Annotated in this window: 26 protein-coding genes; 11 read left to right on the top strand and 15 right to left on the bottom strand. The window is 62.4% G+C overall.

Annotation, left to right across the window (positions count from 1 at the left end):
* Positions 1 to 8 precede the first annotated feature (8 nt).
* Positions 9 to 416 (top strand): heme-binding protein, encoded by a 408-nt coding sequence (locus PSV33_RS16245; RefSeq protein ID WP_300563338.1) that lies wholly within the window; start codon positions 9 to 11, stop codon positions 414 to 416.
* Positions 417 to 649: 233 nt separating this feature from the next.
* On the opposite strand, the gene PSV33_RS16240 is transcribed toward PSV33_RS16245, so the two are convergent.
* From PSV33_RS16240 to PSV33_RS16175, 14 genes are all read right to left on the bottom strand, one after another.
* Entirely contained in the window at positions 650 to 841 is a 192-nt protein-coding gene (locus PSV33_RS16240; RefSeq protein ID WP_300563311.1) for a hemin uptake protein HemP, read from the bottom strand.
* Positions 842 to 1,039: 198 nt separating this feature from the next.
* On the bottom strand, positions 1,040 to 1,453 hold the full coding sequence (locus PSV33_RS16235) for a biopolymer transporter ExbD (RefSeq protein WP_300563310.1): 414 nt from the start codon (positions 1,451 to 1,453) through the stop codon (positions 1,040 to 1,042).
* Positions 1,454 to 1,472: 19 nt separating this feature from the next.
* A complete protein-coding gene (locus PSV33_RS16230) occupies positions 1,473 to 2,186 on the bottom strand; it encodes a MotA/TolQ/ExbB proton channel family protein (RefSeq protein WP_300563309.1) in 714 nt (237 codons plus the stop codon).
* Positions 2,187 to 2,189: 3 nt separating this feature from the next.
* Positions 2,190 to 2,849, bottom strand: a complete 660-nt coding sequence (locus PSV33_RS16225) for an energy transducer TonB (RefSeq protein ID WP_300563308.1) — start codon at positions 2,847 to 2,849, stop codon at positions 2,190 to 2,192.
* A 153-nt stretch (positions 2,850 to 3,002) separates the two neighbouring features.
* On the bottom strand, positions 3,003 to 3,260 hold the full coding sequence (locus PSV33_RS16220; RefSeq protein WP_300563307.1) for a (2Fe-2S)-binding protein: 258 nt from the start codon (positions 3,258 to 3,260) through the stop codon (positions 3,003 to 3,005).
* Between the two features lie 231 nt (positions 3,261 to 3,491).
* Entirely contained in the window at positions 3,492 to 4,208 is a 717-nt protein-coding gene (locus tag PSV33_RS16215) for a Fe2+-dependent dioxygenase (RefSeq protein ID WP_300563306.1), read from the bottom strand.
* 81 nt (positions 4,209 to 4,289) lie between these two features.
* Complete coding sequence (locus PSV33_RS16210; RefSeq protein WP_300563305.1) at positions 4,290 to 6,569, bottom strand: TonB-dependent siderophore receptor; 2,280 nt, start codon at positions 6,567 to 6,569, stop codon at positions 4,290 to 4,292.
* Between the two features lie 309 nt (positions 6,570 to 6,878).
* Positions 6,879 to 7,154, bottom strand: a complete 276-nt coding sequence (locus tag PSV33_RS16205) for a DUF6587 family protein (RefSeq protein WP_300563304.1) — start codon at positions 7,152 to 7,154, stop codon at positions 6,879 to 6,881.
* Entirely contained in the window at positions 7,151 to 9,100 is a 1,950-nt protein-coding gene (feoB, locus tag PSV33_RS16200) for a ferrous iron transport protein B (RefSeq protein WP_300563303.1), read from the bottom strand. The genes PSV33_RS16205 and feoB overlap by 4 nt, the downstream gene beginning before the upstream one ends.
* Complete coding sequence (locus PSV33_RS16195) at positions 9,097 to 9,393, bottom strand: FeoA family protein (RefSeq protein WP_300563302.1); 297 nt, start codon at positions 9,391 to 9,393, stop codon at positions 9,097 to 9,099. Before PSV33_RS16195 ends, feoB begins: the two co-directional genes overlap by 4 nt.
* 338 nt (positions 9,394 to 9,731) lie before the next feature.
* On the bottom strand, positions 9,732 to 10,208 hold the full coding sequence (gene bfr / locus PSV33_RS16190; RefSeq protein WP_300563301.1) for a bacterioferritin: 477 nt from the start codon (positions 10,206 to 10,208) through the stop codon (positions 9,732 to 9,734).
* 190 nt (positions 10,209 to 10,398) lie between these two features.
* Positions 10,399 to 11,970 (bottom strand): alkyl hydroperoxide reductase subunit F, encoded by a 1,572-nt coding sequence (gene ahpF / locus PSV33_RS16185; protein ID WP_300563300.1) that lies wholly within the window; start codon positions 11,968 to 11,970, stop codon positions 10,399 to 10,401.
* A gap of 86 nt (positions 11,971 to 12,056) precedes the next feature.
* Positions 12,057 to 12,620 carry an alkyl hydroperoxide reductase subunit C gene (gene ahpC, locus PSV33_RS16180; RefSeq protein ID WP_300563299.1) on the bottom strand — a complete coding sequence of 188 codons (564 nt, stop codon included), beginning with the start codon at positions 12,618 to 12,620 and terminating at the stop codon, positions 12,057 to 12,059.
* 231 nt (positions 12,621 to 12,851) lie between these two features.
* A complete protein-coding gene (locus tag PSV33_RS16175; protein WP_300519003.1) occupies positions 12,852 to 13,673 on the bottom strand; it encodes a pyruvate, water dikinase regulatory protein in 822 nt (273 codons plus the stop codon).
* A 175-nt stretch (positions 13,674 to 13,848) separates the two neighbouring features.
* Between PSV33_RS16175 and ppsA the strand changes: the two genes are divergently transcribed.
* From ppsA to dnaB, 10 genes are all read left to right on the top strand, one after another.
* On the top strand, positions 13,849 to 16,248 hold the full coding sequence (gene ppsA / locus PSV33_RS16170; protein ID WP_300563298.1) for a phosphoenolpyruvate synthase: 2,400 nt from the start codon (positions 13,849 to 13,851) through the stop codon (positions 16,246 to 16,248).
* A 214-nt stretch (positions 16,249 to 16,462) separates the two neighbouring features.
* Positions 16,463 to 16,759, top strand: coding sequence for a hypothetical protein (locus PSV33_RS16165; protein ID WP_300563297.1), 297 nt, complete (start codon positions 16,463 to 16,465; stop codon positions 16,757 to 16,759).
* A complete protein-coding gene (locus PSV33_RS16160) occupies positions 16,756 to 17,334 on the top strand; it encodes a tetratricopeptide repeat protein (protein WP_300563296.1) in 579 nt (192 codons plus the stop codon). The genes PSV33_RS16165 and PSV33_RS16160 overlap by 4 nt, the downstream gene beginning before the upstream one ends.
* A gap of 146 nt (positions 17,335 to 17,480) precedes the next feature.
* On the top strand, positions 17,481 to 17,741 hold the full coding sequence (locus PSV33_RS16155; RefSeq protein ID WP_300563295.1) for a DUF4212 domain-containing protein: 261 nt from the start codon (positions 17,481 to 17,483) through the stop codon (positions 17,739 to 17,741).
* Between the two features lie 2 nt (positions 17,742 to 17,743).
* Positions 17,744 to 19,870, top strand: coding sequence for a sodium:solute symporter family protein (locus PSV33_RS16150; RefSeq protein ID WP_300563294.1), 2,127 nt, complete (start codon positions 17,744 to 17,746; stop codon positions 19,868 to 19,870).
* 354 nt (positions 19,871 to 20,224) lie between these two features.
* A complete protein-coding gene (gene rpsF, locus PSV33_RS16145) occupies positions 20,225 to 20,590 on the top strand; it encodes a 30S ribosomal protein S6 (RefSeq protein ID WP_007871089.1) in 366 nt (121 codons plus the stop codon).
* Positions 20,591 to 20,663: 73 nt separating this feature from the next.
* The gene (priB, locus tag PSV33_RS16140) at positions 20,664 to 20,963 is read left to right on the top strand and encodes a primosomal replication protein N (RefSeq protein WP_300563293.1); all 300 of its coding nucleotides are present in this window, start codon (positions 20,664 to 20,666) and stop codon (positions 20,961 to 20,963) included.
* Between the two features lie 10 nt (positions 20,964 to 20,973).
* Positions 20,974 to 21,258, top strand: coding sequence for a 30S ribosomal protein S18 (gene rpsR, locus PSV33_RS16135; protein WP_077592883.1), 285 nt, complete (start codon positions 20,974 to 20,976; stop codon positions 21,256 to 21,258).
* A gap of 11 nt (positions 21,259 to 21,269) precedes the next feature.
* Complete coding sequence (rplI, locus tag PSV33_RS16130) at positions 21,270 to 21,722, top strand: 50S ribosomal protein L9 (RefSeq protein WP_300563292.1); 453 nt, start codon at positions 21,270 to 21,272, stop codon at positions 21,720 to 21,722.
* A gap of 180 nt (positions 21,723 to 21,902) precedes the next feature.
* On the top strand, positions 21,903 to 23,315 hold the full coding sequence (dnaB, locus tag PSV33_RS16125; protein WP_300519035.1) for a replicative DNA helicase: 1,413 nt from the start codon (positions 21,903 to 21,905) through the stop codon (positions 23,313 to 23,315).
* Between the two features lie 73 nt (positions 23,316 to 23,388).
* Here the strand turns inward: dnaB and PSV33_RS16120 are convergent, their stop codons facing one another.
* On the bottom strand, positions 23,389 to 23,793 hold the full coding sequence (locus PSV33_RS16120) for an RNA-binding protein (protein ID WP_300563291.1): 405 nt from the start codon (positions 23,791 to 23,793) through the stop codon (positions 23,389 to 23,391).
* Positions 23,794 to 23,877 lie beyond the last annotated feature (84 nt).

The following is a 23,877-nucleotide window of genomic DNA, read 5'->3' as shown; positions in this document are numbered from 1 at the left end:
TGGAAACCATGAAATCAAAAACAGTGCTGGAATTTTCCGATGTGCAGGCCATCGCCGCTGCCGCCGCCACAGAAGCGGCCAACAACAGTTGGGCGGTGACGATTGCGATTGTTGACGACGGCGGCCATCTGCTGCACCTGCAGCGCCTGGACGGTGCCGCGCCGATTTCCGCCCACATTGCGCCCGCCAAGGCCCACACGGCGGCCATGGGCCGGCGCGAGAGCAAGATTTACGAAGACATGATCAACGGGGGACGTTTCTCCTTCCTGAGCGCGCCGGAACTCAAGGGCCTGCTCGAAGGCGGCGTACCCATCCTGAAGGACGGCCAGTGCCTGGGCGCGGTCGGTGTCAGCGGCGTGAAGTCCAGTGAAGACGCGCAGATCGCGCGTGCCGGCATGGCCGCCATCGGTCTGTAACGCTTGTTTGCCAAATAGCGAATGCTATTTAATGGGTAGCTGGCTGCGCCCGTCAGGAAAGGGCTGGAGCCTGTTTTGAATAGAAAAGCCGACCCGCGGGTCGGCTTTTTGCATGGTGTGTGGCAAAAAAAGCCTGGCTAATGCAACTGCCCGAAAGGCGGGTGGCTGGCTGGCAAAAAACGACCTGTGAGACCGTTGCCGGCCCCGGATCGTCCCACGATGAAACTTGTCGGCTATTTGGTCAGGATCAGCTTGCCCAGACGGGTTGCCTGCAGGCGGTAGGTCGAGCCGTTGTGCACGATGTCCACGGCTTTCTGGCCGCGCAGCAACTCGTTGCTGTCCACGGCGGAGGGGGTGGCTTGCGCGTGCTCGTTGCGGCGGGACGGCAGGTTCAGGGTGGCGGAGGCAGGCTGTGCAGGGGACATGGGGGTGGACCGGGGTGGGTCTGATGGGTTGTCGTTATCGTAATGATAACTATTCTCAATTAAAAGTCAAGCGCGACTCTGGTTTTTCTGAAAAAAATACGCCGTCGGGCTTGTTGAAGAACGCGGGCAGCACGCAGCCAAAATGCTGGCATGGTGAAGCACCAGGCGGGTCACGCGGGAGCACGCAGCCGCTGACCGTCAGGGCTGGACCGGTTCGGTGATGAAGCCGATCTTGCGCAGCCCGGCCTGCTGCGCCGCCGCCATGGCCTGGGCCACCCGTTCGTAACGCACCGCCTTGTCGCCGCGGATGTGCAGTTCGGGTTGCGGGTCCTTCGCCGCCGCCGCCTGGAAGCTGGGCGCCAGCGCGGCATCCTCGATCCTGGCCTCGTTGAGGTAGTAGGCGCCGTCGGCATCGACCGTGAGCCGCACCGTCTCGGGCTTGACGTTCTGCACCTCGTTGGTGGCGCGCGGCAAATCGATGTTGACCGCGTGTTTCATCACCGGCACGGTGATGATGAAGATGATCAGGAGCACCAGCATCACGTCGACCAGCGGCGTCATGTTGATCTCGTTCATCACCTCGTCGGTGTCGTCCTGGGTTCCGAAAGCCATGTTGCGTGCTCCTTGTGCGTCAGGCTTTTTTCATGGGCACGACATTGGCGGGCCCGCTGCTGGTGACGCGTGCGCCGGTCACGAAGTAGGCATGCAGGTCGTGGCCAAAACGGTTGAGCTTGTGCAGCACACCCTTGTTGCCGCGCACCAGCGCGTTGTAGCCCAGCACGGCCGGAATGGCGACGGCCAGGCCCAGCGCCGTCATGATCAGCGACTCGCCGATCGGACCGGCGACCTTGTCGATGGTTGCCTGGCCGGCCGTGCCGATGGCCAGCAGCGCGTGGTAGATGCCCCAGACCGTGCCGAACAGGCCGATGAAGGGGGCGGTGGAACCGACCGAGGCCAGGATGGCCAGGCCCGATTGCAGGCGCGAGGTGAACTCGTCGATGGTGTTGCGCAGGCTGCGCGTGACCCAGTCACTGACGTCCAGCGCGTCGTGCAGGTGCGCCCGGGTGTTGCGGTGGTGCGCGGTGGCCTCGCGGCCTTCGATGGCGAGCTGGCGGAAGGGGTTGGCCGGGTCGTTGCCCAGCCGGGCCAGGCCGGCGGCGAAGTCTTCGCTGTGCCAGAAGTCTTCGGCGCTGCGGGCAATCTTCTTGTACTTCAGCACGTCCAGCGTCTTGATGATGATGACCATCCAGGAGGCCAGCGACATGCCGATCAGCAGCAGCGCCACCGCCCGGGTGATGAAGTCGCCCTGCGTCCAGACGTTCATCAGGCCAAATTGTGAATTCATGAGTTACTCCAGAACAAAATTAATCGGGGCTTTGAGCAGGAACTGGGTGTCGTCATTGACACCCGCCCGCCGGAAAGGGGTGACCTGTGAGGCCATCACGGCTTCGCGTGCCGCACGGTCCAGGCGCTCGAAGCCGCTGGACTTGAAGACTTCGGCACGTCTGGCGTGGCCCGAGGTGCTGTAGTAAACCGCAATGATGACCACGCCGGCTTCGCCGCTGCGTTTGCTCAGGGCGGGGTAGACCGGACGCGGCGGGCGGATGTACTCGGTTTCGCCCTGCGTGATTTCCACCAGACGCGCCGGGGCGGGCGGGGCGGGAGGCGCCGGGGCAGGCGCCACCGGGGCCACCACCACGGGTGCAGGCGGCTGCGGTTCAATCACGCCAGTGGGCGCATTGGGCGCCGGCGCGGGGTCGCGAATGGCCACGGGCATGGGCGGCGGAGGCAGCTTGACGGTTTTGGTTGCGGGTTTGGGGGGCGGTGGCGGCGGCGGGGGCGCCACCTTGGGCGGCTCGATTTCAATGATGCGCGTCAGCAGTTCGGCCGGCACCACCTGTTCCACCGCCCGGCGCAGCAGGCCGTTCTGCAACGCCCACAACGCAGCCACGTGGAAGATGACCACGCTGGCGGCAATCACGATGTTGCGGCTGATTGGCAATCGCACGGGGCTTGTCGGAAGTGCAGGGGTGTTGGAGCCCGAAATGGCGGGAGCGTTCATCGGAAGTCTAGTGGATGCGAGGGGAGGAACGCGTGTGCGGCAACAGGGGGCGCGCTGGCTGGCGCCGGAAGATCCACCAGAGCGGGCTGATGGTCAGGATCAGGCTGCCGGCGAGGCTTGCAAAGAGGGTGAGAGAGGATTCCACGGGCTGCCTTCCAGAGAGGAGTCGGCGAGCTTGATGTTGGCCGTGGGACAGGTGGCGCTGCATTGCGCCACCACGTCCCGGGCACACCCTTCACACTGGCCGCACTGCGTGGCGACGCCGAGTTCGAACTGGATCTCGTCAAAGCCCATTCCCGCGCGGGCGTGGCGGGCAATTTCGCGGTCGGAGATTCGGCGGCAGACGCAGACGATCATGGGATTGGCTTGCTGGTTGATGGGGGAAAATTTCAGGGGTCGATGTTATTATAAATACGAATCGCTCGCATTTGCAATCATTATCTTTTTTTATCCACACAGTGCACTGGCATTCTTCAGGAAAAGCAGCCCAAAGGGGTCTTCGCCCTTGTCGGAAGGGCGTCAGTTGCTATCCATGGAGAAGCAACCGGGAAGCGGGAAAAAAGAGAAAGAGGGGGGGCGGCGAGGCGTTCAGACCTCGGCCCACATCCTCAACAGGTTGTGGTAACAGCCGGTCAGGCGGACGACCTCCGGGCTTTCGGCGGCCCCTGCGGGCTTGTCCGCTGCCTGCTGCAGCTCCTTCTGGCGCAGGGCCGTGATGGCCATGTCCATGTCGTACAGCAGGCGGCGCTGGGCGTCCTGCCGGACCATGCTCTCGATCCAGAAAAAGCAGGCCAGGCGCTCGCCGCGCGTGACGGGCTCCACCCGGTGCACCGAGCTGCCCGGGTACATCACCAGGTCGCCCGCCTCGAACTTGATGCGCTGCTCGCCGTAGGTGTCCTGCACCACCAGTTCGCCGCCGTCGTAGCTGGCCGGATCGCTGAGAAACAGTGTGCAGGAGATGTCGGTGCGCACATGCCGCGCGCTGGCGGCATGGGTGCGCACGGCGTTGTCGATGTGGTCGCCGAAGTGGTTGCTCTCGCCGCCGTAACGGTTGAACAGCGGAGGGTAGACCGATTTGGGCAGGGCCCCGGTCACAAACATCGGGTTGCGCGCGAGCGCCACCGACACCATCTGCCGCGCCTGCTGCGCGGCGGGCAAGGCTTCGGGCAACTGGCGGTTGTTCTTGACACTGGCGCTCTGGCTGCCGGCCGTGACACGGCCATCGGTCCAGTCGGCGGCAAGAATGAGCTGGCGGATCTGTGCAAGTTCATCCGGCTGGAGGGCGTGAGGAATGCGAAGCAGCATGGCGGTGATTTCCAGAAGGCATCGGGCGGTCCACCGATGGCGGACCGCCCGAAGTTTAAGCGCCCTTGAACGGCGCGGCGCTCAGAATTTGCTCGTCAGGGTGACTCGCACCGCGCGGGCGTCGCCCGGTGCCGCAAAACCCCGGTACAGGGTGTTGTAGTAGACCTTGTCAAACAGGTTGTCGATGTTGAGCTTGATCGTGTTGCCGGCGTTGACGCGGTACTCGACCAAGGCGTCGGCCTTGACGTAGCCGGGCGCCCGGTTGCCGGTGGTCACGCTGTTGGCGGGTTTGTTCTGGCTCACGGCGGTGAATCCCCCGCCAACGCGCCACTTGCTGTCCAGGCGGTAAGTGGTGAACAGGTTGGCCTGGCGGCTCGGGCTCAGGCCCGGGTTCTGGCCGACTTCGGCCTGGCCCGCAGCGTTCGAGCCGGACTTGTCGATCACGGCCCTCAGAAAACCGATGCCCGCAAACACATCCCACTGCGGTGTGATGCGGCCGGCGATCTCGAACTCCAGCGCATCGGTGTGGCGCTGGCCCGATAGCAGGTAGGAGTTGTTGGCGGTGTCGATGTCGGTGTTGCGCTCGTTGTACTTGTCCGTGCGGGCCAGCGCGGTGCGCAGCGACAGGTCGCCGCCATAAAGCTCCCATTTCGCGCCGATTTCCATGTTGCGGCTGCTTTCGGGTGGCGTGTTGGCGGAACGCGGGTCGTACTGGTAGAGGTCGCCCGAGGTGTTGAACGAGGTTCCCCACGCGGCGTAGTAGCTGACTTCTTCGGTGGGCTGGTACATCAGGCCCAGGCGCTTGCTCAGCAGGCTGTCCGAGCGCGACAGCGCGGTGTTGTTGGGGGCCGTGTTGCCCGAGCGGTCGAAGTCCCCCTGGAACTGGTCCACACGCAGGCCGCCCACCAGCTTCCACTGGGGTGTCAGTTCAATCGTGTCCTGCACGTACAGGCCCAGCGTGCTTGCCTTGAAGGACGTGGCCACGCGCTCACTGAGGTTGCCGCTGATGCCGGTGCTGTCCGGGTTGCCTGCGGTGGTGGCCGGTTTGGCCGCGACCAGCGACGGATAGGTCGAACGGCTGGAGTTCTCCACCGCGTATTCGGCGCCCAGCAAGATGCTGTTTTTGCGGCCGAACCACGAGGTCGTGGTCAGGTAGTCACTCTGCAGGAAGGTGTGGTGCTCTTCCCCGGCCTTGGCGTTGGTGCGCCGGTTCACTGCCGTGCTGTCATTGATATTGGCCACTGTAGTGCCGGCCGCGAAGCTCGATTGCGTGGCCCACATGGAGCGCGAGTAGTAGCCGTCGCGCACGGTTGTCTTCAGGCTGCTGCCGTCGTTCCAGCGATGGGTGTGCGACAGCGTCAGCGCATCGGCCTTGTCCTTCTGGAAGTCGCTGTCCAGGCCGTACCAGTAGCGGTTGGTGGGCGCCGGCGCCGGACGGTTGTTGAGCCAGGCAAAGCCCCAGTCGGGCTTGTCGTTGTAGTGCAGGTGGTAGTAGCTGATCTCGAATTCGTTGGCGGTGCCTATGCCGAAACGGTAGTCCAGCGCCAGACCGCGGCGATGGGTGGAGGCGCCGGTGTTGTCGCCGCGTCCCTCGCCGTCGGTGGCCATGGCGTTGATGCGCAGGGCCGCGTCGCCTTCGAGCTTGAAATTGAAGTCGCCCTGGTAGCGCTGGTAGCCATCGGTGCCGACCGTGGCATTGACCTCGTGCTCGGTGATCATGCGCGCCTGCTTGCTGACCTGGTTGATCACGCCGCCGGTGGAGCCGCGGCCGAACAGCATGGAGGCCGCGCCGCGCAGCACTTCCACGCGGTCCACGTTGAAGAGATCGCGGTTGTACTGCGCGATGTCGCGCATGCCGTCCTGGTAGATGTCTCCGGCCGCGCTGAAGCCGCGCAGGCGGATGTTGTCCCCGACGCGTCCGCCTTCACCGGCCTCGAAGGTGATGCCGACGACGTTTTCCAGTGCGCCCTTGAAGCTGTCCTTGCCCTGGTCGTGGATCAGTTTTTCATTGACCACGGTCAGTGACTGCGGGATGTCCTTGGCGGGTACCGGCACCTTGCCGACGCTGGTGATGCCACTCTGGTAGGTTTGCGCGGCGCGGTCGCGCGGGGCGATCACGGTCACCGGGGCCAGGGTGTTGTCGCTGGCCGATGTGGCCACCGGCGCATCTGTGGCGCTGCCTGGCGGGGTCTGGGCCCAGCCAGCCATGGAGGCGGCAAGCATCAGTGCGCCCAGTGGCAGTACCGCTTTTTCGGACGCTGGCAAGGTGCCGAAGGCGCCGGGGTCGGAAGGCGCACAGGCGCGAACGCGAGAGGGTTTGCTGCGCGCAGCGCGCGTCTTGAGATCAGGAAAGTGTGCCAAGTGGCCTCCAGCAGGGTCCCGCCGGATCGGCGTGGAATGGTTTGAGTCGTTGGCTTGGCTGGCTCGGCGGTTCGTGGCGAATGCGAGCGGGCTGGCTGGTCAGGTGTCACTGCGAGTGTATATCAAATGATAATGATTCGTAATAACTTGCAAGGGAGAAATGGTGTTTTCCTGGCCATCATGCGCAGACGTGGCGAAAACGGAACAGGAAACAGGAAACAGGAAACAGGAAACAGGAAAAGCGATGGCGCCTGCCTTTGCCGGGAGCCGGCATGGGTGCCAGAAGCTGCAGCTTGGCAGCGTTTTGTTTCAGCGGCGCCGAAACACCCCGATCTTGTGTTCCTGCAGGGCCGGCGCCGGCCTGGAGGCATTGCTGTCGCAACTGCCGCAACCCGAGCCGCAGCCGGAGGGTTGCCGCGCCAGTGTCTGCAGGCGCGCGGACGCCTGCAGGCGCGGAAAGCGTGACATCAGCGCCACCGCTGCGCGCCGCTTCAGGGCGGCAGGCAGCAGGCGCCAGAGGGAATAGGCCGTGCACAGCGCGACCACGGCATAAACCAGCAGGGATTGCAGCAGTGTGGCCGTCATGCGGTCAGCGCCAGCACGGCGCGGTAGGTGACAAACGAGGCGGCGTAAGCCAGCGCAAACAGGTAGGCGGCCATCAGCAAGGGGTAGCGCCAGGAGTTGGTTTCGCGCTTGACCACGGCCAGGGTCGAGATGCACTGCGGCGCAAACACATACCAGGCCAGCAGCGAATAGGCGGTGGCGGTGGACCAGCTCTGGGCGATCAGCGGGCTCAGGGCCGCGGCGGCGTCGTCACCCGAGGCCGACAGCGAATAGACGGTGCCCAGTGCGCCGACCGCGACTTCACGCGCAGCCATGCCGGGCACCAGTGCGATCGAGATCTGCCAGTTGAAACCGATGGGCGCAAACACCACTTCAAGCGCCTTGCCTATCATGCCGGCGAAGCTGTACTGGATCGCCGCGCCAGTGGCGCCCTCGGGAGCACCTGGAAACGTCGAGAGAAACCACAACACCACCATCAGCGAAAAAATGATGGTGCCGACGCGGTGCATGAAAATTTCGACGCGTTGCCACAGGCCCAGCAGCAGGTTGCGCAGGTTCGGCACGCGGTAGGGGGGCAACTCCAGCATCAGCGGCTGGTAGCTGCTTTTGGACCAGGTGCGCTTGAAGACCCAGGCCACCGCCATGGCCGACACAATGCCCAGGACGTAAAGCCCAAACAACGTCAGGCCCTGCAGGTTGAAGAAGCCCACCTTGCGGTCGGGAATGAAGGCGCCTATGAGCAGCGCGTACAACGGCAGCCGGGCCGAGCAGGTCATCAGCGGCGCGATCATGATGGTGGCCAGGCGGTCGCGCCAGTGCGGGATGGTGCGCGTGGCCATGATGCCGGGAATCGCGCAGGCAAAACTCGACAGCAGCGGAATGAAGGCGCGCCCCGACAGCCCGACCTTGCCCATGAGGTTGTCGAGCAGGAAGGCGGCGCGCGGCAGATAACCCGAGTCTTCCAGCAGCAGGATGAAGAAAAACAGAATAATGATCTGCGGCAGGAACACCAGCACGCCGCCGACGCCGGCGACGATGCCATCGACCAGCAGGCTTTGCAGCAGGCCGGGCCGCACATGACCCTGCACAAAAGAGCCGACTGCTGCGACGCCTTCCTTGATCAGGTCCATCGGCAGGTTGGCCCAGGCAAACACCGCCTGAAAAATCAGGAACAGCACGGTCGCCAGCAGCAGCAGGCCGGCGACCGGGTGCATCACGACCGCGTCGATGCGGTGGTTGAAGCGCTTGACCTGCCCGGCGTTGGGCACCGCGGCGGCCAGGATGGCCCTGACCTGCACCTGCAGCGCGGCCATGTCCGGCGTTCCATCTGCTCCTGTTTTGATAGCTGTTGGCGAAGACGGGGATTGGGCTGGAGGCATAAAAGCCTCACTACTTTGCGCTGCAAAGGCTTTCTGGGCCGCTTGCAGCAGGGCGTCACGCCCGCTCTCGCCGGCCTTGCCGCGCCAGGCGGCAAACCAGGGGTTGTGCACGGCGACGGTTTCGACCACCGGCATGCCGAGCTCGGCCGACAGCCGGGCGATGTTGATCTGCAGGCCGCGCGCGCGTGCCACGTCCATCATGTTGAGCGCGAGCACCATGGGCCGGCCCAGGGCGCGCAACTGCAGCACCAGGCGCAGGTTCATGCGCAGGTTGGTGGCGTCCACCACCGCGATGATGCCGTCGGGCCGGCTTTCCCCGGCGCGCAGGCCCAGCACCACGTCATGCGTGACGGCTTCGTCGGTGGTGGCCGGGCTCAGGCTGTAGGCACCCGGCAGGTCCATCACGGCCAGTTCGCGGCCGTCGGGCAAACGGGCACGGCCTTCCTTGCGTTCAACCGTCACACCGGCATAGTTGGCCACTTTCTGGCGCGCGCCGGTCAGCAGGTTGAAGAGGGCCGTCTTGCCGCAGTTCGGGTTGCCGACCAGGGCGATGCGCAGCGGGCCTGCGGTGCTGGAGGCAGCGTTCATGCGGGCACTTTGACCTGGATGCAGCTCGCCTCATGGCGGCGCAGCGCAAACACGGTGTCGCCGACCTGGACCGCCAGCGGCTCGCGCCCGCCCGGGCCGCGCTGCAGCACGCTGATGGTTTCGCCCACCATGAAGCCGAGTTCTCCCAGCCGCTGCAACACGCCGGCAAAGGCCTCACCGCCCTGGCTGGCCAGACCGGTGATGGTGGTCACCCGGTGAACGGGCAGGTCGACCAGGCAAAGCGTGCCGGGGTCGGGCGCTGCGGCCGGGGAAAGCGAAGCGACAGGTGTCATAAGGCGGAAAGCGGCGGGGGAAGGGTGAGCGGGGTTATCCGGCAAGTACGCCATTCTTTATGAGAATCATTACTATTTGTATTGTATGCCTTCCCGCGCCAGACCGGGGCGCGCCGGGCGATCTGCGCGGCAAGTGCGCGGTGCCGGAAAATTGCTATGAATTAAATAGCTGGCTCCGCTTTACCGACGGGCGCTGCAAGCTGTTTTTGCCTGAAAATGAAGGGCGGTGGAGGTGCTGATGGCCCGGCTGCGCTGACTGCCCTGGCTGCACGGAGGTGGCCGACGGCCGAAAAAAAGCGGGGACTTGCCCCGCCTGGTTCTTCCGGCTCCGGGCCGTGTCAGCTCAGCTCGCCCATCTGGCTTTGCAGGTAGTTCTGCAACCCGACCTTGGCCACCAGCTCGATCTGGGTTTCCAGGAAGTCGATGTGTTCTTCGGTGTCGTCCAGAATGCCCTGCAACAGGTCGCGCGAGACATAGTCACGCACGCTTTCGCAATGGGCCATGCCGTCCTTGATCGTGGCCTGGGCGCCGGTTTCGGCCTTCAGGTCGCAGGCCAGGGCTTCCGGAACGTCCTCGCCGATCATCAGCTTGCCCAGGTCCTGCAGATTGGGCAGGCCGTCGAGCATGAAGATGCGGTCCATCAGTTTGTCGGCGTGTTTCATCTCGCCGATGGACTCCTCGTATTCCTTCTTCGCGAGCTTGTCCAGGCCCCAATGCTTGTACATGCGGTAGTGCACGAAGTACTGGTTGATGGCGGTCAGTTCGTTCTTGAGTTGGGCCTGCAGGTGGGTGATGACTTGTGCGTCGCCTTTCATGGCATTTCCTTTTTGTTTCTGTTGTCGATGCTGCATTGTCTCCCGGCTGCCGCTTCTGCTCAAGCATGTCCACACGCGTCCGGTCGGCCTGCGTGTGAGTGTGATAACCGTTCGTATTGCCAGAGACCGCTGACCCGGAAAAGGCAAAGCCCGCCGGAGGCGGGCTTTGCAGCGCAGCTTGTCGGGCGGGTCAGTGCGCGATCGCCGGACTGCGGATCAGGTAATCAAACGCACCCAGCGCCGCCTTGGCACCGTCCCCGGCCGCAATGATGATCTGCTTGAAGGGCACAGTGGTGGCGTCCCCCGCGGCGAAGACGCCGGGCAACGAGGTCTGGCCGCGCGCATCGACAATGATCTCGCCGTGTTTCGAGAGATCCACCACACCCTTGAGCCAGTCGGTGTTGGGTACCAGGCCGATCTGGATGAACACGCCTTCGAGCGGCACGGTCTTGAGTTCGCCGCTGGTGCGGTCTTTGTAGACCAGGCCGGTGACCTTCTGGTCGCCGGTGATCTCGGTGGTCTGCGCGTTGGTGAAGACCTCGACGTTGGACAGGCTCTTCAACTTGTTCTGCAGCACCGCGTCGGCGCGCAGCGCGGTGTCGAACTCGATCAGCGTCACATGGCCCACGATGCCGGCCAGGTCAATCGCCGCCTCAACGCCGGAGTTGCCGCCGCCGATGACGGCCACGCGTTTGCCCTTGAACAGCGGGCCGTCGCAATGCGGGCAGTAGGCCACGCCCTTGTTCTTGAACTCCTGCTCGCCGGGCACGTTGATGTTGCGCCAGCGCGCCCCGGTGGAGATGATCACCGACTTGCTTTTCAGCGAGGCGCCGCTTTCCAGCTGGATCTCGATCAGGTCCTTGCCGGGACCGCTGTGGGGAATCAAGGCCTTGGCACGCTGCAGGTTCATGATGTCGACGTCGTAGTTGCGCACGTGCTCCTCAAGGGCGTGGGCGAATTTGGGGCCTTCGGTTTCCTTGATCGAGATGAAGTTCTCGATGCCCAGGGTGTCCAGCACCTGGCCACCGAAACGCTCCGACGCCACGCCGGTGCGGATGCCCTTGCGTGCCGCGTACACGGCCGCTGCCGCGCCGGCCGGGCCGCCGCCGACGATCAGCACATCGAAGGGTGCTTTTTCAGCGATTTTTCTGGCTTCGCGCTCGACGCCGCTGGTGTCGATCTTGGCGAGGATTTCTTCCAGGCTCATGCGGCCGTTGCCGAACATGGTGCCGTTCAGGAAGACCGTGGGCACGCCCATGATCTCGCGCTCTTTGACTTCTTCCTGAAAGGTGCCGCCTTCGATCATGGTGGTCTTGATGCGCGGGTTCTGCACCGCCATCAGGTTCAGCGCCTGCACCACGTCGGGGCAGTTGTGGCAAGTCAGCGAGACGTAGATTTCGAACTCGAGATCGCGGTCGAGCGCGCGGATCTGGTCCAGTATTTCCTGTTCCACCTTGGGCGGGTAGCCGCCGATCTGCAGCAGCGCCAGGATCAGCGAGGTGAACTCATGGCCCATGGGCAGGCCGGCAAAGCGCGGGCCGTGGTTTTCGCCCGGGCGGTTGATGGAAAACGAGGGTTTGCGGTGCGGGTCGTCGCGGCTTTCGGTCAGCGTGACCAGTGGCGACGCCTCTGCGACATCCTTCAGCAGTGACAGCACTTCGCCAGAGGCCTCGCCGTCGTCCAGTGAAGCGACGATTTCGATGGGGGCATTGGCGCGTTCGAGGTAGCTTTTCAGTTGGGCTTTGGTGGCGTCGTCAAGCATGGCGGACTCACTTTCAGTTTCAATGGGGAACAAAAAAGCCCGGGGCACACCAAGGTGTGCATCGCCCGGGCTTGGACCGCGGGGGCTTAGATCTTGCCGACGAGGTCGATCGAGGGAGCAATCGTCTTGGCGCCTTCGTTCCACTTGGCCGGGCAGACCTGGCCGGGGTGGGCGGCGGTGTACTGGGCAGCTTTGAGCTTGCGCAGGGTTTCCTTGACGTCGCGCGCAATCTCGTTGGAGTGCACTTCAGCGGTCTTGATGACGCCATCGGGGTTGATCACGAAGGTGCCGCGCAGTGCCAGGCCTTCTTCGGGGATGAACACGTCAAAGGCCTTGGTCAGCGTGTGGGTCGGGTCGCCCACCAGCGGGAACTTGGCCTTGCCGACAGCGGGAGAGGTTTCATGCCACACCTTGTGCGAGAAATGGGTGTCGGTGGTCACGATGTAGACCTCGGCGCCTGCCTTCTGGAATTCGGCGTAGTTGTCTGCAGCGTCCTCGACTTCCGTCGGGCAGTTGAAAGTGAATGCAGCCGGCATGAAGATCAGGACCGACCATTTGCCCTTCAGCGATTCGTCGGAAACTTCGATGAACTTGCCATTGAGGAAGGCTTGGGTTTTGAAAGGCTGGACTTGCGTATTGATCAGGGACATCGGGATAACTTCCTATGGGCGGGTTAAAAGTACTTGCGAAACGATAGTATAACTCTTTAAAAGTACATTGTCTGATAGGTAATTGCTATTATTGGAATAGGCGTCACGGCGCGCGGCGCCAGTGCTGCGCCGGCGACTGCGGCCGTCAGCCCGTTCTTGCATGCAAATAATGCTTTTTCCCCTTATGGGGCGTACGCAGGCCGCTATCAAAAGAAGAGCGGTCGAGGTGCCTCAGTACTCCAGCCGCTCGGGCCGGATTTCCTGCAGGATGGTGGTGGCGATCTCTTCGATGGACTTGGTGGTGGTGGACAGCCAGCGAATGCCTTCGCGCCGCATCATCGCTTCGGCCTCGTGGATCTCGTCGCGGCAGTTTTCCAGACTCGCGTACTTCGAGTTCGGCCGGCGTTCGTTGCGGATCTGGGCCAGGCGCTCGGGCGCGATCGTCAGCCCGAAAATTTTCTTGCGGTGCGGTACCAGCGCCGGCGGCAACTGGCGGCGCTCGAAGTCCTCCGGGATCAGCGGGTAGTTCGAGGCTTTCAGTCCGTACTGCATGGCCAGGTACAGCGAGGTCGGCGTCTTGCCGCTGCGGCTCACGCCCACCAGGATCACGTCGGAACCGGCCAGGTCCCTGTTGCTTTGCCCGTCATCGTGGGCCAGCGAGAAGTTGATGGCTTCAATCCGGTCGTCATAGGCCTTGCTTTTGGAGGCATCCGAAAAACGGCCCACACGGTGGTTCGACTTGATGCCCAGTTCGGTTTCCAGTGGCGCCACAAAGGTGCCGAACATGTCCAGCATCATGCCGTGGCAGTGGGCCTTGATGACGGCCAGGATCTCCATGTTGACCAGCGTGGTGAACACGATCGGCCGGTTGCCCTCCAGCAAGGCCGCGTGGTTGATCTGACGCACGGCCTGATGCGCCTTGTCCACGCTGTCAATAAAGGGCAGGCGCACGTGACGCGCGGTGAACTCAAACTGGGCCAGGATGGCGTTACCAAAGGTTTCAGCGGTGATGCCGGTGCCGTCGGAGATGAAAAATACGGTGCGGTTGGGCATGTCGGGCCTGGTTTGATGGCAAAGCGCCTACACGAAGCATGCAGGCGACGTTCTACAATTGGCTGATTATCCAGATTTGCGACACCATGCCCCGCTACAACCCCCTCCAAGAACCACAAGGTTGCTTGCCGCGCATGGCCGATACCCCCGTTTTTAAACCTCCCGGAGTATTTTCATGTCCAAGCTTTTTGAGGCGACCGCCCTGGTCGTACCGTTTGAAAACCTGAGGATGACAGACGTCGAGTCTGTCGGCGGTAAAAACGCCAGCCTCGGCGAAATGATCTCGCAGCTGCCGACCGGCCCCAAGGGCGTGCAGGTGCCCACCGGCTTTGCCACCACCGCCCACGCCTTTCGCGTGTTCCTGGCCCACGACGGGCTGGACAAGAAAATCAACGCCGTCCTCGACAAGCTGGACACGGACGATGTGCGTGCACTGGCGGTCGCCGGCGCCCAGATCCGCACGCTGGTCGAGGCCCAGCCTTTCCCGCCTGACCTCGAAAAAGCCGTACGCAGCAGTTTTGCTGCATTGAGCGCGGGCAACGCCCAGGCCAGTTTTGCCGTGCGCTCTTCGGCCACCGCTGAAGATCTGCCAGATGCGTCATTCGCAGGCCAGCAGGAAACCTTTCTGAACGTGGTCGGCATCGAGGACGTGCTGCACAAGATGAAAGAGGTGTTTGCCTCGCTGTACAACGACCGCGCCATCAGCTACCGCGTGCATCAGGGCTTTGCCCATGCCGACGTGGCCCTGTCGGCTGGCGTGCAGCGCATGGTGCGCAGCGACATCGGCGCGGCCGGCGTGATGTTCACCATCGACACCGAAAGCGGTTTTGAAGACGTGGTTTTCATCACCTCCAGCTACGGGCTGGGCGAGACGGTGGTGCAGGGCGCGGTGAACCCCGACGAGTTCTATGTGCACAAGCCCATGCTCAAGGCCGGGAACCGCGCCGTGATCCGCCGCAACCTGGGCAGCAAGCTGCTGCAGATGGAGTTCACCACGGCGGAGGAAAAGAAGGCCGGCGGCAAGCTGGTCAAGACCACCGACGTGCCGGCCGAACTGCGCAACCGCTACTCGCTGACCGACGCCGACGTCGAGCAGCTCGCGCGTTACGCCGTCATCATCGAAGACCACTACGGCCGTCCCATGGACATCGAGTGGGGCAAGGACGGCACCGACGGCCAGCTTTACATCCTGCAGGCGCGCCCCGAAACGGTAAAAAGCCAGTCCAAGGGCAAGGCGGAGATGCGCTACAAGCTCAAGGGCACCGGCACCGTGCTGGCCGAGGGCCGCGCCATCGGCCAGAAAATCGGCACCGGCCCGGTGCGGATCGTGCACGACATCAAGGACATGGACCAGGTCCAGCCCGGCGATATTCTGGTCACCGACATGACCGATCCGAACTGGGAGCCGGTCATGAAGCGCGCCAGCGCCATCGTGACCAATCGCGGCGGGCGCACCTGCCACGCCGCCATCATTGCGCGCGAGCTCGGCATCCCGGCGGTGGTTGGCTGTGGTGACGCCACCGAGCGGCTTCTGGACGGCATGCTGGTGACAGTGAGCTGCGCCGAGGGCGATACCGGCAACATCTACGACGGACTGCTGGAGACCGAAGTGACCGAGGTGCAGCGTGGCGAGATGCCGCCGATTGACATCAAGATCATGATGAACGTGGGCAACCCGCAGCTGGCTTTTGACTTCTGCCAGGTGCCCAACCACGGCGTGGGCCTGGCGCGGCTGGAGTTTGTCATCAACAACAACATCGGCGTGCACCCGAAAGCCATCCTCGACTACCCGCAGGTCGATGCCGACCTGAAGAAGGCGGTGGAAAGTGTGGCGCGTGGCCATGCCTCGCCGCGCGCTTTTTATGTCGACAAGGTGGCCGAAGGCATCGCAACGATTGCCGCGGCCTTCTGGCCCAAGCCGGTGATTGTTCGCCTGTCGGACTTCAAGTCCAACGAGTACCGCAAGCTGATTGGCGGCTCACGCTACGAGCCCGAGGAGGAAAACCCGATGCTCGGTTTCCGCGGCGCGGCGCGTTACCTCAGCCCCGATTTTGCCGAGGCCTTTGCCATGGAATGCGAAGCGCTCAAGCGCGTGCGCAAGGACATGGGCCTGACCAATGTCGAGGTGATGGTGCCTTTTGTTCGTACCCTTGGCCAGGCCAAGGCGGTCACCGAGCTACTGGCCCAACACGGCCTCAAGCGCGGCGAGGATGGCCTGCGCATCATCATGATGTGCGAGGTGCCGAGCAATGCGGTGCTGGCTGAGCAGTTCCTCGAGTACTTCGACGGCTTCTCCATCGGCTCGAACGACCTGACCCAGCTCACGTTGGGCCTGGACCGCGACTCCGGCCTGGACATCCTGGCCAAGGACTTTGACGAGCGTGACCCGGCCGTCAAGGCCTTGCTGAGCCAGGCGATTGCGGCCTGCAAGCGCCAGGGCAAATACGTCGGCATCTGTGGTCAGGGCCCCAGCGACCATCCGGACTTCGCACTGTGGCTCAAGGAGCAGGGCATCGGGTCGATTTCGCTCAATCCCGACACCGTCATCGACACCTGGAAGCAGTTGGCGAATTAGGCGGCTTTGGCTCCCTGCGCCAACCACCTCAGGCGCGGGGAGGGCGTGCCATGCCCGTTTGTAGGTACTTGGTTCTAGTTGCCTTCGCAGGTGTAGCCAGAACCAAGGGAAAGTCCTAGGCAGGGTTTCAACGGGGTTTGCCGCCATGTGCGGCAGTTTGTAAGAAGTCGGTAAGCACCGGGGCAACAATCAGGCCATTGTTGCCAGGGGTCTTATGCTTTTTGCCGCGTCCACTCTTAAATTGATAGCAGAGATCGCATTGCTCGCATTGTTCGGGCAGTGGGTGCTTGGCTTGCTGGCGGGCGCCAAAAAAGACGGCAATCTGTTCTACCAGATCCTGCAGATCGTCGGCAAACCCTTTGTGGTGGCTGCGCGCTTTATCACTCCGAAACAAATCATTGACCGCCACGTTCCGCTCGTGGCGTTTTTGTTGCTGCTGTTTGTCTGGGTGGCCGCGACCCTGACACGCATCCGGATCTGTCTTGAAATTGGTGTGGAGCTTTGCAAATGAACACAATCCTGGCCTACTGGTATCTCAAGCTGCAGGCGCTGGTCCTGCTGGTGTTCGGCAAGCAGCGGGCAGCCCTGGAGAAATTCGACCAGATGCTGGTGCTGCGGCCGGGCGACCGTTACGCCCTGGCCAGCCGCGCCCACATCCTCGCGCAGGAGGGCGACAAACACGGCGCCATCGAAGCGCTGCGCCTGCTGGCGGAGCGTTTTCCCGACAATGCCGCAGCCTGGTTCAACCTGGCTTACATGCTGGAGGACATCGGCGGTCACGCCGACGCGGAGCCCGCCTTTCGCCGCGCGCTGGACATTGAACCCAAGATGGATCGGGCCTGGTACGGCCTGGCACTGCTGCTGATTCGTGACCGCCGCTTTGACGAAGCGGTTCAGGCACTCAAGAAAAATACAGAACTGCAACCCATGAGCCCGTTTGGCTGGTATCAGCTGGCGCGGGTTCATGTCGACAGGCAAGACCCTGATGAGGCGGTGAAGGTCATTCGCCACCTCAAACGGTTTGAGCCTAAAGTGGCCGCCCAGCTGGAACGCGAGACGGGATTGCGCGTAGCGCAGTCTTCCTGAAAGCAAACCAGCTGAGTGGTTATTTGACGGCCGGGGTCTGTGCCCAGGCTTATAAAAGAGACGCGATCCGGCTTGCAGGCCACGCTTGGGGACAAGTGGTGATCGTGATGTGCCCGAAAGGGTGTTGTTAGATGGAGGCAAGTGTTATGCAGTTGACTGACAACCATCGCCGTTATTGGCGAAAGAACCTCAACATCACGGCAATCCTGCTCGTGATCTGGTTCGTCGTGACGTTCGTCGTGAGCTACTACGCCCGCGAGTTGAGCTTCACTTTCTTTGGCTGGCCTTTCAGCTTCTGGATGGGAGCGCAGGGGGCTTTGGTGGTTTACGTGGCGATCATCGGCTATTACGCCTGGTACATGGGCAAGCTCGACATCGAACACGGTGTTGAAGAAAGCGAGGAATAATCATGGCTGGAATGTTTGGTTCTGACGCCGGCACGAATACCGCCGCCTCCAATGCTGCCTTCAAGGCCGGCCTGAGCAAGGTCTACAAGTGGTACACCGGGGGCTTCCTGGCCTTCGTGGTCGTCCTGGCCGTCCTTGAACAGATGGGCTTGTCCCGCCAGTGGATCGGCCTGATCTTCCTGCTGGCCACCATCGGCCTGTATGCCGGTATCGGCATCATGAGCCGCACGACCGACGCTGCCGAATACTATGTCGCGGGGCGCCGGGTCCCGGCCATGTACAACGGCATGGCGACCGGGGCCGACTGGATGTCTGCCGCGTCCTTCATCGGTATGGCCGGAACGCTCTACCTGACGGGTTACAGCGGGCTGGCCTTTATCATGGGATGGACCGGGGGTTACTGCCTGGTGGCCCTGTTTCTTGCGCCCTACCTGCGCAAGTTTGGCCAGTTCACGATTCCCGACTTTCTGGGCGAGCGCTACGGCGGCAACCTGCCACGCTTTCTGGGTATCGTCGCTGCGATTCTGTGCTCCTTCACCTACGTGGTGGCACAAATCTACGGCGTCGGCATCATCACCGCTCGCCTGACTGGTGTGGCCTTTGAACTCGGGATTTTCCTGGGTCTGGGCGGCATTCTGGTCTGCTCCTTCCTGGGCGGCATGCGTGCTGTGACATGGACACAGGTGGCCCAGTACATCATTTTGATCGTGGCTTACATGATTCCGGTGGTGTGGCTGTCGGTCAAACAGACCAGCGTCCCGATTCCGCAGGCGATTTACGGCTTCCAGCTGCAAAAAGTCACGGCCAAGGAAAAGGAGCTGACCAACAACGCCAAGGAAATCGAAGTTCGCGATATCTACAAGCAGCGTTCGGCTGCCCTGGATGCCAAGCTCAAGGATCCGGCCGCCGCCCTGGCTGCCGACAAGGCCGCCGCAGAGAAAACCGTGGCAGACCTGAAGGCCGCCAATGGCGCATTGTCGGAAATTTCGGCGGCTGAAAAAGCGCTGGCAGCCTTGCCTAAAGATGAGGCTGCCGCCAAGAAAGCGTGGGCTGCTGCCAAGGCTGGGGCCGACACCAAGGCCAAACCGCTCAATGGCATGCCACCGCACGCCCAGCAGTTTGCCGGTGATCCCAATGGCGATGCCAAGGCCCAGCATGCATACGACGTTTCGCGTCGAAACTTCCTGGCACTGATTTTCTGCCTGATGGTGGGAACCGCCGCGCTGCCGCACATCCTGATGCGTTATTACACGGTGCCCAGCGTGAAGGAAGCGCGGCAATCCGTCACCTGGTCGCTGTTCTTCATTTTCCTGCTGTACTTCACGGCGCCGGCGCTGGCTGTGCTGGTGAAATATGAAGTCTTCACGGTGCTGATTGGCACGCCCTTCAACCAGCTGCCGGAATGGATTTCTGCCTGGAACAAGGTCGATCCGACGCTGCTGTCGGTGGTGGACATCAACAAGGACGGCATTTTGCAGCTCAACGAGATGTCCATCGGTGGTGACATCATCGTGCTGGCCGCGCCCGCGATTGGCGGCCTGCCTTACGTGGTGTCCGGCCTGGTGGCTGCCGGTGGTCTGGCTGCGGCGCTGTCAACTGCCGACGGCCTGCTGCTGACGATTGCCAATGCGCTGAGCCATGACCTGTACTACAAGATGATCGACCCGAACGCATCAACCGCACGCCGCGTGACCATCTCCAAGGTTCTGCTGCTGGTGGTTGCCCTGTGTGCCGCTTATGTGGCATCGCAGAAACCGGCCGACATTCTGTTCCTGGTGTCTGCGGCGTTCTCGTTCGCTGCTGCGGCGTTCTTCCCGGCCCTGACGCTGGGGATCTTCTGGAAACGTGCCACCGGTATCGCTGCCTCCCTGGGCATGATCGCCGGCCTGGGAACCACGTTCTTCTACATGATCACCACCCAGCCCTGGATGCGCGGCCTGTTCGGCATCACCTCACCGGTTCAGCTCTGGTGGGAAATCCAGCCGATCTCGGCCGGTGTCTTCGGTGTGCCTATCGGTTTTGCCGTGATCATCCTGGTCAGCCTGGTCACCCCTGCGCCAAGCCGCAAGGTCCAGGAACTGGTCGAGCATGTGCGCTACCCAACCCTGCGTGCTGATCCTGTGCGCTGAGTCCTGAACTGACCGGGCGACCGGTCAGCTTCAACGAAAAAGCCCGGCAACGCAAGTTGCCGGGCTTTTTTCATGGGCGAGCGTTTGCGACAGGCCATCCAGGGACAAGTCCCCACGGCGTAATCCTTCGCCAAGCTCAGGATGATTGGATATGAAGTGGACGTTCGCGAGGGCTCTCCAGCCAAGCAGGTGCCGCGGATCTGGCTCTGCCAGTCCGCAGGCGCAGCGCCCCCTCGGGGGACAGAGAGCTACACGAAGTGAGCGAACGTGGGGGCTGGTATATAATCATGGGCTTCGCCTTGCTGCACCCTTAACGACGCTGGGGCAGCTTCAACCAAACCACAAGGAGAGTTTATGCGTCATTACGAGATCGTCTTGCTGATCCATCCGGATCAAAGCGAGCAAGTCCCAGCCATGCTGGAACGTTACAAGGGCATGATTACCGCCGGCGGTGGAAAAGTGCATCGTGTTGAAGATTGGGGCCGCCGCCAGCTGGTGTACCTGATTCAGAAACTCGCCAAAGCCCACTACCTGTGCATCAACATCGAAGCCAGCCAGGCCGTGATGGAAGAAATTGAACACGCGTTCAAGTTCAACGACGCCGTGCTGCGCCACCTGACCGTGGTCAAGAAAAAGGCTGAAACCGGCCCGTCCCTCATGATGCGCAACGTCGAGAGGGAAGAAGCCCGCAAGGCACAGCAGCAGGAGTATGCGGCCTGACCCTTCATCGGGTTGCCCCACATGCTGTTGAACAACTGATTGCTGCGCATCGTCGCAAGATCACGATTCTGCAGTGAACCGCGTTGAATTGACCGCTTGTATCGCCGAGGCCAGTCCTCTTCGTTACACCCCCGCTGGAATCCCCGCTGCCAATTTCGTCCTCGAACACGAGTCGGAAATGACAGAAGCAGGTTCCACCCGGCAGGTCAGATTGACAATGAAGGCGGTGGCTTTTGGTACGCTGGCTGAGCAAACAGGCCAGTTGCCCCTAGGCAAACCCTTCAGGTTCACCGGTTTTCTGGTCAATGCCCGCGGCAGCAAGAGCGTTGTTCTCCATATCCAAGCCATCGAATCAGTACCGAACCCCCTTTAAGGAGTCCATCATGCCCGGACCAAAACGTTTCAACAAAGACAAGCGCCCCAAGCGCAATACCCAATCCCTGCTGTTCAAGCGCAAGCGGTTTTGCCGTTTCACCGCTGCCGGCGTTGAAGAAATCGACTACAAGGACATCGACACCCTGCGCGATTTCGTAGCCGAGAACGGGAAAATCATTCCCGCACGCCTGACCGGCACCCGCGCGATTTTCCAGCGTCAGATCAACACCGCCGTCAAGCGCGCTCGCTTCCTCGCGATGCTGCCTTACAGCGACCAGCACCGCAGCCTGTAAGGAACACGACCATGCAAATCATTCTGCTCGACAAAGTCGTCAACCTGGGCAACCTGGGTGAAGTCGTCAAGGTCAAGGACGGTTACGCCCGCAATTTCCTGATCCCTTCCGGCCGCGCCCGCCGCGCAACCGCTGTGGCGATCAAGGAGTTCGAGGTCAAACGCGCCGAACTTGAAAAAGCCGCCGCTGCCAAGCTGGCCGACATGCAGGCCCAAGGCGAAAAGCTCGGCGGTACCACCGTGAAGCTCACGCAAAAAGCCGGCGTGGACGGCCGTCTGTTTGGTTCTGTCACCAACCACGACATTTCTGCCGAACTGACCAAACAGGGCTTCCCTGTGGCCAAGTCGCAGATCCGCATGCCCAACGGTCCCTTGAAGACTGTTGGCGACCACCCGGTGACTGTTGCGCTGCACACCGATGTGGCTGTGGACATCACCGTGACGGTGTACGGCGAATCTGCCTGATCGGCCTCGTTGCCCCTCAAAAGCCGCTCACTGAGCGGCTTTTTCAATGGTGCGGCCGTCAGACATAGTTGTGCACATCTCCCGCGGGGATTTACACCGCATTTCCCACGCTTGTTCACAACTTTATCCACCGCGTTTTCGCTGTGGCGGCGTAGTATTTAGCACTCTCTCAGGAAACCCATGTCCGCCGTACTTTCAACCGCTCCCGATCCCCGTTACAGCGCCGACCGGCAGATTGCCCAGTTGCGCATCCCCCCGCATTCGATCGAGGGCGAATCGAGTGTGCTGGGTGGCCTGCTGCTGGACAACGGCGCGTGGGACCGGGTCGGCGACCTGCTGGTGGACGAGGACTTCTACCGCTACGAACACAAGCTGATTTATGCCGCCGTGGGCGCCCTGATCAATGCGACCAAACCGGCCGATGTGATCACGGTGTACGAGCACCTGCAGAACCAGGGCAAGGCGGAAGACGTGGGCGGCCTGAGTTACCTGAACTCGCTGGCCCAGTACGTGCCCAGCGCCGGCAACATCCGCCGCTACGCCGAGATCGTGCGCGAGCGCTCCATCCTGCGCAAGCTGGTGGCCGCCAGCGACGAGATCGCCACCAACGCCTTCAACCCGCAGGGCAAGGCGGTGGCGATGATTCTGGACGAGGCCGAGCAGAAGATTTTCAAGATTGGCGAGCAGGGCTCGCGCATGAAGCAGGGCTTCCAGAGCATGGACACCCTGGTGGTCAGCCTGCTGGACCGCGTCACCGAGATGTCGGAAAACCCGAACGACGTGACTGGCGTGCCCACCGGTTTCTACGACCTCGACAAGATGACCTCCGGCTTTCAGGCGGGCGACCTGGTGATCCTGGCGGCGCGGCCGTCCATGGGGAAAACCGCGCTGGCCATCAACATTGCCGAACACGTGGCGCTCAACGAGGGGCTGCCGGTGGCGGTGTTTTCCATGGAGATGGGCGCCTCGCAGCTGGCGGTGCGTATCGTCGGCTCGATTGGCCGCATCGACCAGACCCATCTGCGCACCGGCGCACTGACTGACGAGGAGTGGCCGCGCCTGACCGAAGCCATCGAGAAGCTGCGCAACATCTCGCTGCACATCGACGAAACCCCCGGCCTGACGGTCAGCGAGCTGCGCGCCAACGCGAGGCGGCTGGCCCGCCAATGCGGCAAGCTGGGCCTGATCGTGGTCGACTACCTGCAGCTCATGAGTGTGTCCAGCGGCATGGCCGAGGAAAACCGCGCCACGGCTGTCGGCGAAATTTCGCGCGGCCTGAAGATGCTGGCCAAGGAACTGCAGTGTCCGGTGATTGCGCTGTCACAGCTGAGCCGCGGCGTCGAGTCACGCACCGACAAGCGCCCCATGATGAGCGACCTGCGCGAGTCCGGTGCGATCGAGCAGGACGCCGACATCATCATGTTCATCTACCGCGACGAGTACTACACCAAGGACGCCTGCAAGGAACCCGGCGTGGCCGAGGTCATCATCAGCAAGCAGCGTAACGGTCCGACCGGCACGGTCAAGCTGGCGTTTATCAACCGCATCACGAAGTTCGAGAGCCTGGCGCACGGCGGCAGTGGAGATTTCTAGATAAAAGAGGGCTCCAGCCCTGTATTTACCGGCGGCTATAGCTACTTATTTGATAGCAGTCAGGACGGCAATCCTATTCCAGGTCCTCCATGGCCAGCATGTGGTATTTCTGGGCGAAGGAAAAGGGCTGCTTCCTGACCACGGTCATCACGTGTTCCGTCTCATTCTCGGAAGGAGCGTGCACCATCAGGGCGTGCTGGCCGGCGCGGGCCAGGGTGACATATTTCTGGACCGTGGCGCCTTCGGTGCCAACCGAGGGCAGGACCACATCCGACTCGCCATCGACCCGGCCGATCTCGCGCAGGATGGTGTCGGGCTCCAGCAGCATGACGGCTTCGGTGTCGAAGCCGCTTTCTTCCAGCTCACGCGCCGCCTGCTCTGCCTGGGCACCCTCGGGAAACATGATGAAGGCATAACCTGTGGGGTAGAACACGCCCGACAGGGTCAGCATCTTGGGATGGAGCGCAAATGTTTTCATGATGAATCCTTTCGTGGTGATCCATCATTAGTGCACGCCGGTGCCGCCTTGTCTGTAGGCCGGGTCGCACAAATCGCATGCAGC

It is taken from the genome of Polaromonas sp. (assembly GCF_029945895.1).
GTDB lineage: Bacteria > Pseudomonadota > Gammaproteobacteria > Burkholderiales > Burkholderiaceae_C > Polaromonas.
This window is presented reverse-complemented; position numbering and strand designations above follow the sequence as displayed.

Coding starts and splice junctions, on each gene's coding strand:
- feoB (WP_300563303.1), bottom strand. CDS start 9,100: ATGAACGCTGCCTCCAGCACCGCAGGCCCGCTGCGCATCGCCCTGGTC.
- ppsA (WP_300563298.1), top strand. CDS start 13,849: ATGTCCAAGCTTTTTGAGGCGACCGCCCTGGTCGTACCGTTTGAAAAC.
- PSV33_RS16175 (WP_300519003.1), bottom strand. CDS start 13,673: ATGCCCAACCGCACCGTATTTTTCATCTCCGACGGCACCGGCATCACC.
- PSV33_RS16240 (WP_300563311.1), bottom strand. CDS start 841: ATGTCCCCTGCACAGCCTGCCTCCGCCACCCTGAACCTGCCGTCCCGC.
- PSV33_RS16245 (WP_300563338.1), top strand. CDS start 9: ATGAAATCAAAAACAGTGCTGGAATTTTCCGATGTGCAGGCCATCGCC.
- PSV33_RS16195 (WP_300563302.1), bottom strand. CDS start 9,393: ATGACACCTGTCGCTTCGCTTTCCCCGGCCGCAGCGCCCGACCCCGGC.
- PSV33_RS16150 (WP_300563294.1), top strand. CDS start 17,744: ATGGCTGGAATGTTTGGTTCTGACGCCGGCACGAATACCGCCGCCTCC.
- ahpF (WP_300563300.1), bottom strand. CDS start 11,970: ATGCTTGACGACGCCACCAAAGCCCAACTGAAAAGCTACCTCGAACGC.
- PSV33_RS16155 (WP_300563295.1), top strand. CDS start 17,481: ATGCAGTTGACTGACAACCATCGCCGTTATTGGCGAAAGAACCTCAAC.
- PSV33_RS16235 (WP_300563310.1), bottom strand. CDS start 1,453: ATGGCTTTCGGAACCCAGGACGACACCGACGAGGTGATGAACGAGATC.
- PSV33_RS16120 (WP_300563291.1), bottom strand. CDS start 23,793: ATGAAAACATTTGCGCTCCATCCCAAGATGCTGACCCTGTCGGGCGTG.
- PSV33_RS16165 (WP_300563297.1), top strand. CDS start 16,463: ATGCTTTTTGCCGCGTCCACTCTTAAATTGATAGCAGAGATCGCATTG.
- rplI (WP_300563292.1), top strand. CDS start 21,270: ATGCAAATCATTCTGCTCGACAAAGTCGTCAACCTGGGCAACCTGGGT.
- PSV33_RS16215 (WP_300563306.1), bottom strand. CDS start 4,208: ATGCTGCTTCGCATTCCTCACGCCCTCCAGCCGGATGAACTTGCACAG.
- rpsR (WP_077592883.1), top strand. CDS start 20,974: ATGCCCGGACCAAAACGTTTCAACAAAGACAAGCGCCCCAAGCGCAAT.
- PSV33_RS16205 (WP_300563304.1), bottom strand. CDS start 7,154: ATGACGGCCACACTGCTGCAATCCCTGCTGGTTTATGCCGTGGTCGCG.
- PSV33_RS16160 (WP_300563296.1), top strand. CDS start 16,756: ATGAACACAATCCTGGCCTACTGGTATCTCAAGCTGCAGGCGCTGGTC.
- bfr (WP_300563301.1), bottom strand. CDS start 10,208: ATGAAAGGCGACGCACAAGTCATCACCCACCTGCAGGCCCAACTCAAG.
- PSV33_RS16230 (WP_300563309.1), bottom strand. CDS start 2,186: ATGAATTCACAATTTGGCCTGATGAACGTCTGGACGCAGGGCGACTTC.
- ahpC (WP_300563299.1), bottom strand. CDS start 12,620: ATGTCCCTGATCAATACGCAAGTCCAGCCTTTCAAAACCCAAGCCTTC.
- PSV33_RS16220 (WP_300563307.1), bottom strand. CDS start 3,260: ATGATCGTCTGCGTCTGCCGCCGAATCTCCGACCGCGAAATTGCCCGC.
- rpsF (WP_007871089.1), top strand. CDS start 20,225: ATGCGTCATTACGAGATCGTCTTGCTGATCCATCCGGATCAAAGCGAG.
- dnaB (WP_300519035.1), top strand. CDS start 21,903: ATGTCCGCCGTACTTTCAACCGCTCCCGATCCCCGTTACAGCGCCGAC.